We start from the raw sequence: 6,425 nt of genomic DNA, 5'->3' as shown, positions 1-6,425 counted from the left end.
CCGGCCGCCGTCGCCACCGCGCCCGCCGATGACGGCGAGCCCGACCACGGCTCGGCCGCGTGGCTGGCCGAGGCCGCCCAGGAGGCCGGCCGCGACGCGCCGACCAAGAAGAAAAAGACCGCCGAGGAGAGCGACCTCTGATGCTGCAATCGCGGCTGCACGACCTGATCGCCCTCGCCGACGAGCCGTCCAGCGCCCGCCGCCGCGACCTGCTGCGCGGGGTGACCGACCTGTTCTTCACCGCCGACGACCACGGGGCCGTCGAGATGGGCCTGTTCGACCAGGTCATGGGCCAGCTGGCCGGCGAGATGGAAGAGGCCGTCCGGGTCGAGCTGGCCGAGCGCCTGGGGCAGTCGGCCAGCCCACCGCCGGCCCTGACCCGCAACCTGATCAGCGACAGCATCGCCGTCGCCAGCCCGATCCTGTCGGGGGCCGCGACGCTGTCGGACGCCGACCTGCTGCACGTGGCCCAGACGCAGGGTCAGGAGCACCTGCGGGCGATCTCCAGCCGGGCCCGCGTGTCGAGCGCCGTCTCCGACGCCATCGTGGCGCGCGGCGACGACGACACCCTGGGCGTGCTGATCCGCAACGAGGGCGCGGAACTGTCGCGCGCGGCGCACGAGACCGTGGTCGACCGCGCCCAGGCCAATCCGGCCCTGCACGAGGCGGTGATCGATCGCCAGAGCCTGCCGGTCGACCTGCTCAACGAGATGTACTTCGTGGCCGAGGCGCGGCTGCGCGACCGGATCATGGCCCGCAACGAGGCGCTGGACCCGGCGGTGCTGGAGGCGGCCCTGGCCGCCGGCCGCAACCGCCTGGCCGCCCGCGACGGCGCCCTGCCGGCCGACTACGACGCGGCCATGGCCGAGTTCGCCAAGATCAAGGCCCGCGGCGGCGTCACCCCCCAGGCCCTGGCCGGCATGCTGCGCGCCAAGCAGACCACCCTGTTTCTCGGCGCCCTGTCGGACATGGCCGAGATCGACTTCCACACCGCCCGCAAGATCCTCGAGCGCAAGGAGCTCGACGGCCTGGCCGTGGTCTGCAAGGCGGCCGACTTCGACCGCGCCCTGTTCCTGACCTTCGCCCTCTTGATCCTGGATCCGTCGGACGAGGTGATGGGCAAGGCCAAAGCCTATGGCGAACTCTACGCCGCCCTGCCCCGCGAGAGCGCCCTGCGGACGATCCGGTTCTGGCGCATGCGGCGCAAGACCGGGGCCGTGGCGGCGGCTTAAAGATCCTCCCCCTGAAGGGGGAGGTGTCGGCGAAGCCGACGGAGGGGGATGTGACCTCCCACGTCAGCGACGCCATCGACCCCAGCGGCTACTTCCCCCTCCGGCCCTCCGGGCCACCTCCCCCTTCAGGGGGAGGATTTGAAAACCGTCCCCACCCCCACGCGGCCAGCCAGCAGGCCATGGCCCAGGCGGCGCCGACGCACCAGCCGGCGAGCACGTCGCTGGCCCAGTGGACGCCGAGATAGATCCGGCTGAGGCCCACCAGCACCGAGAAGAACACCGCCGCGCCGAGCGCCAGGGCCTTCAGCCGGCGTTTCTGCGAAAACCGCGCGGCCAGGGCTCCGAGGGTCAGGAACACCACCGCCGACAGCATGGCGTGGCCGGAGGGAAAGCTCGGATTGGCCGCCTCGACGGCGCGGTAGACGAGGTCGGGGCGTTCGCGCAGGAAGAGGTGCTTGAGGCCCTGGCTGATCACCACCCCGCCGGCCGCCCCGACCAGCACCACCAGCGCCTCGGCCCAGCGGCGCAGGCTGGCGAGGACCGCCAGGGCCAGGATCACCAGCAGGGTCAGCACCGTCACCGAGCCGAGGGCGGTGATATCGGCGGCGGCCGTGTGCAGCCACTCCGGACCGACCAGCTGGTGCGGCTGGCCCGGCAGGCGCAGGGACTGCAGGATGGTCAGGTCGAGCTGGCGGGTGTCGCCCTCGACCACCTCGTCGGCGATGTTCAGGAAGGCCAGAAGGCCCAGGCCCGCCACCAGCAGGGCGGCGGTGGCGGCCAGCTCGCGCCGGGCGGCCTTGAACAGCACGGGCAGGTCGCGGCGCGGGTCGAAACGGAGATTGTCGCGAAGCTTCAGGGTCATGCGCCCTCAACGCGCGAAATCGCCGATCGGCGCAACTCGAATAGCGCAGGTATTGCTACAATATTTCATGAATGAAACATGAACCGTTCCTGATCTTCGCCGTTCATCACCAGTCCAAAACGACCTGTCTAAGGTGGGGACATCGAAGGAAAGGACTACGCCATGAAGCGTCTCATCATCACCGCCGTCGCCGCCTCGCTGCTGGCCGGGACCGCCCTGTCGGGGACGGCCATGGCCCAGCCCCGCCACGACGACCGCTACGAGCAGCAGCGCGCCTACGAGCAGGGCCGCAAGGACCAGGCCCGCCAGGAACGCCGTGACGACCGTCGCGACGATCGCCGCGAAGCCCGCCGCTGGGCCAAGGGCCAGCGCCTGGACGCCCGCTATCGCGGCGACGGCTACTACGTGAAGGACTACCGCCGTCACGGCCTGCGCCAGCCGCCCCGCGGCTATCGCTGGCAGCGCGTGAACGACCAGTACGTCCTGGCCGCCGTCGCCACCGGCCTGATCGCCTCGGTGATCATCGCCAACCACTAAGGACTTTCCAGTCCCATGCGAGGGGCGGCGGAGCAATCCGCCGCCTTTTCGTCGTTCTGAACCCTCCCCCTCCTGGGGGAGGTGGCCCAGAGGGCCGGAGGGGGGACGTTCTCAGCTTTCGAGACGCCGGCCAGCTTCGCTGCCGCTTCCCTCTCCGTCCGCTTCGCGGACACCTCTCCCTTCAGGGAGAGGGCAAGAAAACCCCTTCCCCTCCCGGGGGTCGAAGCGCTAATCGGAAAACATGCCCGAACTGACCGACAGCCACGCCGCCGATCCCCTGATCACCCTGGCCCCGGACAAGTGGGTGACGCTTCGCGACGCCTTCGGCGTGGACAGCGACATGAAGGTTCCGGCCTTCAGCCATCGCGACAGCCACGTGCCGGAGATCGACAGCGCCTACCGCTTCGACCCGCAGACGACCAAGGCCATCTGCGCCGGCTTCGCCAAGGACCGCCGGGTGATGGTCCAGGGCTATCACGGCACCGGCAAGTCGACCCACATCGAGCAGATCGCCGCGCGCCTGAACTGGCCGCTGGTCCGCGTGAACCTCGACAGCCACGTGTCGCGCATCGACCTGGTCGGCAAGGACGCCATCGTCCTGAAGGACGGCAAGCAGGTCACCGAATTCCGCGAAGGCATCCTGCCCTGGTCGCTGCAGCGCCCGATCGCCCTGGTGTTCGACGAATACGACGCGGGCCGTCCGGACGTGATGTTCGTCATCCAGCGCGTGCTGGAGGCCGGCGGCAAGCTGACCCTGCTCGACCAGAACCGGGTGATCCGCGCCAATCCCTATTTCCGGCTGTTCTCGACGACCAACACCATTGGTCTCGGCGACACCACGGGTCTCTATCACGGCACCCAGCAGATCAACCAAGGCCAGATGGACCGCTGGTCGATCGTCACGACGCTGAACTATCTCGACCACGACGTCGAGGCGGCCATCGTGCTGGCCAAGAACCCGTCCTACGACAACGCCGAGGGCAAGCGCACCCTGGCGGCCATGGTCCGCGTGGCCGACATGACCCGCAACGCCTTCATGAACGGCGACATCTCGACCGTCATGAGCCCGCGTACGGTGATCACCTGGGCCCAGAACGCCGAGATCTTCGACGGCGACATCGGCCTGGCCTTCCGCCTGACCTTCCTCAACAAGTGCGACGAGCTGGAGCGCCCGACCGTCGCCGAGTTCTACCAGCGCGCCTTCGGCCAGGACCTGCCCGAAAGCGCCGCCCGGGTGAAGGTGGCCTAAGGGCCCCTTCCCGTCCGGAAAGATCGAAAGGCGGCACCCGCGAGGAGGCCGCCTTTTTCTTTGCGCGAACGGCCGGCGGCCCTAAACCTTGGGCTTCAAGCTTGACCGGACGCCCGATGCTGACCTCCCTGCGCCACAACCTGACCAGCCTGACCCGCTTTTCCGGCCGCGACCGGCGCCGGCAGTCCTGGCCCTATGCGGGCGCCGTGCTCGCGCTGGGCTTCGTGACGATCGGCGCGCTCAACACCCTGGCCTTCACGTCCCTGTTCACCCAGGTCTCGATCCAGTCGACGCCGCAGGACGACCTGGCCCTGCTGGCGCCGATGTTCTGGACGGTGCGGCTGGGCGCCCTGGCCATGGTCGCCCTGCTGGCCGCCGCCGTCGTGCGCCGGCTGCACGATCGGGGACGCTCGGGCCTGTGGGCCGCGCCGACGCTGGCCTTCCTGTCGGTGGGGACGACCCTGATCCCCATCCTCTTCGGCCAGCTCCTGACCCAGAGCCCGCCGCCGACCTGGGTGCTGGTCTTGTTCGGCGTGCTGCTGCTCAACAACCTCGCCTATCTGGCCTCGCTGCTGATGCTGCTGATCCTGCTGGTCAAGGACAGCGACGCGGGCGCGAACCGTTATGGGGCGGCGGCCTAGGGCTGGGGCGTCTCGCCCGGCCGCCCCAGCACGTCCCTGACCACCGCGCCGCACGAGGCGCAGGCGATGGCGGTGTCGAGGCCGGTCCGGCCGTAATGCTTGACGACGAAGCCGGGGGAGACGACGTCGACCCGGAAGCCGTAGGGCTCGGCCAGGGGGTCGTCCCATTCGGATAGATCGACGCGCCCGCGCGTGCCGCAGGCCTCGCAGCCGACGCTCCAGGACCAGAAGTCGCGCTCGACCATGGCCGCCCCTCCCCGGGACGACGCCGCGCCCTCGGTGAAACGGTCATATCAGAAACCAAGGCCTGGCTTGGTCGGTTAGCCGACGCTCGCCGCCGCCGTCTCGAACAGCAGGTCGCGGGCCCAGCGGCGGCCGGGGTCGCGGTGGGTGCGGTCGTGCCAGACGGCGGTCTTGGTGAAGCCGGGGATTTCGACCGGCGGGTCGCGGAAGACGAGGCCCGGCGCGTCCTCGACCAGGCGGCGGGGCGCCACGGCGATCAGGTCGGTGGTGCGCAAGAGCTTCAGCAGGATCAGGAAGCTGGTCACCGACAGGGCCACCCGGCGCGTGCGGCCAAGCTGGGCCAGGGCCGCGTCGGTGACGCCGAGGAACGGCTCGCCCGAATAGGACACCAGGGCGTGGTCCAGGGCGCAGAAGCGGTCGAGCGAAATGGAACCGCCTTTATCCAGCTTGGCGGCGTCCGGATGATCGGCGCGCAGGGCGCAGACATAGGTCTCGTCGAACAGGGCGCGGGCGTGCAGTTCGGGCGGGCTGGTCTGCGGGGTCATGAAGGCGATGTCGACCTCGCCGCGCTCGAACTGGCCCAGCACCCTGGCGTCGTCCAGCGGCTTGACGGCGACGACCAGGTTCGGGGCGCGGCGGCGCAGCTGCGCCATGAACGGGGCGACGATGGCTTCCAGCGCATAGTCGGTGGCCGCCAGGGTCAGGGTGAAGGCCGCCGTGGCCGGGTCGAAGGCGGCCGGGCGCAGCAGGGTCTCGACGCTGGCCAGCACCTTGCGCACCGGGCCGGCCAGGGCCAGGGCGCGATCGGTCGGCGTCACGCCCCGGCGGGCGCGGACGAACAGCGGGTCGTCGAAGGCGTCGCGCAGGCGGGCCAGCATGCCGCTCACCGCCGGCTGGGTCAGGCCCAGGCGATCGGCGGCGGCGGTGACGCTGCGGGTGTCGAGCAGGGCGTCCAGCGTCTTCAGAAGATTGAGGTCGAGCGTCTTGATATCGCGCATCGTTATGGATCCGATACCGAATGGCGATTGGCCTTATAGCGTGGCGAAGCGCATCTGACACCTCGTCCAGGGACGCCCCCGTCCCCGCCACCGAGGTTTCCCCCATGCACGCCATCCACTGGCCCGAAGGCTACCTGCCCGGGACCACCGACAACTTCGTCTCCAACGAGATCATCGTCCCCGGCCTGACCGCCGCCCGGGTCTGGCCGCTGCTGGCCACGGCGACGGCCTGGCCGACCTATTACGAGAACGCCGCCGACATCCTGTTCCACGACGGTCCGGGTCCGGAGCTTTCCGCCGGCGCGCGCTTCCGCTTCACCACCTTCGGCTTTCTCGTGGAGGGCGAGGTCGTGGAGTTCGTTCCCCCGCAGGACGGCCAGCCGGCCCGCATCGCCTGGCACGGCTGGGTCGAGGGCGAGGCTCGCCTCGACGTCCACCACGCCTGGCTGGTGGAAGACCTCGACGGCGGCCGCGTGCGGATCCTGACCCAGGAAACCCAGAACGGTCAGGCCGCCCGCGACCTGGCCGCGACCCTGCCCAACCCGATGCTCAACGCGCACCAGGCGTGGCTCGACGGCCTGGCGAAAGCGGCGCGCGCTTAAAGATCCTCCCCCTCTGGGGGAGGTGGCCCGGAGGGCCGGAGGGGGGCCGTTTTCAGCTTCC

At 70.1% G+C, this 6,425-nt stretch carries 8 protein-coding genes; 5 read left to right on the top strand and 3 right to left on the bottom strand.

The genetic code is table 11. The annotated features are described in order from the left end of the window. The first annotated feature begins 140 nt into the window (after positions 1-140). On the top strand, positions 141-1,232 hold the full coding sequence (locus DMC18_RS23220; protein WP_110133351.1) for a DUF2336 domain-containing protein: 1,092 nt from the start codon (positions 141-143) through the stop codon (positions 1,230-1,232). 88 nt (positions 1,233-1,320) lie between these two features. Here DMC18_RS23220 and DMC18_RS23215 read toward each other — a convergent pair whose 3' ends face one another. Beyond that, complete coding sequence (locus DMC18_RS23215; protein WP_110120588.1) at positions 1,321-2,094, bottom strand: phosphatase PAP2 family protein; 774 nt, start codon at positions 2,092-2,094, stop codon at positions 1,321-1,323. Between the two features lie 162 nt (positions 2,095-2,256). Between DMC18_RS23215 and DMC18_RS23210 the strand changes: the two genes are divergently transcribed. The 3 genes from DMC18_RS23210 (at position 2,257) to DMC18_RS23200 (ending at position 4,521) form a co-directional block, all read left to right on the top strand. Next, on the top strand, positions 2,257-2,631 hold the full coding sequence (locus tag DMC18_RS23210; protein ID WP_110120589.1) for an RcnB family protein: 375 nt from the start codon (positions 2,257-2,259) through the stop codon (positions 2,629-2,631). A gap of 241 nt (positions 2,632-2,872) precedes the next feature. Then, complete coding sequence (gene cobS / locus DMC18_RS23205) at positions 2,873-3,880, top strand: cobaltochelatase subunit CobS (protein ID WP_110120590.1); 1,008 nt, start codon at positions 2,873-2,875, stop codon at positions 3,878-3,880. Between the two features lie 116 nt (positions 3,881-3,996). Then, complete coding sequence (locus DMC18_RS23200; RefSeq protein WP_110120591.1) at positions 3,997-4,521, top strand: DUF805 domain-containing protein; 525 nt, start codon at positions 3,997-3,999, stop codon at positions 4,519-4,521. Here the strand turns inward: DMC18_RS23200 and DMC18_RS23195 are convergent. Then, positions 4,518-4,766: a hypothetical protein gene (locus DMC18_RS23195; RefSeq protein WP_110120592.1), complete on the bottom strand. Its 249-nt coding sequence runs from the start codon at positions 4,764-4,766 to the stop codon at positions 4,518-4,520. The two genes, DMC18_RS23200 and DMC18_RS23195, sit on opposite strands and share 4 nt — an antisense overlap. Positions 4,767-4,841: 75 nt before the next feature. Beyond that, positions 4,842-5,762 carry a LysR family transcriptional regulator gene (locus DMC18_RS23190; RefSeq protein WP_110120593.1) on the bottom strand — a complete coding sequence of 307 codons (921 nt, stop codon included), beginning with the start codon at positions 5,760-5,762 and terminating at the stop codon, positions 4,842-4,844. A 104-nt stretch (positions 5,763-5,866) separates the two neighbouring features. Between DMC18_RS23190 and DMC18_RS23185 the strand changes: the two genes are divergently transcribed. Beyond that, the gene (locus DMC18_RS23185) at positions 5,867-6,364 is read left to right on the top strand and encodes an SRPBCC domain-containing protein (RefSeq protein WP_110120594.1); all 498 of its coding nucleotides are present in this window, start codon (positions 5,867-5,869) and stop codon (positions 6,362-6,364) included. Positions 6,365-6,425: the final 61 nt, after the last annotated feature.

The sequence above is a fragment of the Caulobacter sp. D5 genome (assembly GCF_003185805.1).
Lineage (GTDB): Bacteria > Pseudomonadota > Alphaproteobacteria > Caulobacterales > Caulobacteraceae > Caulobacter.
The sequence above is the reverse complement of the archived record's forward strand: the minus strand, read 5'-3'. Positions and strand labels throughout refer to the sequence as shown.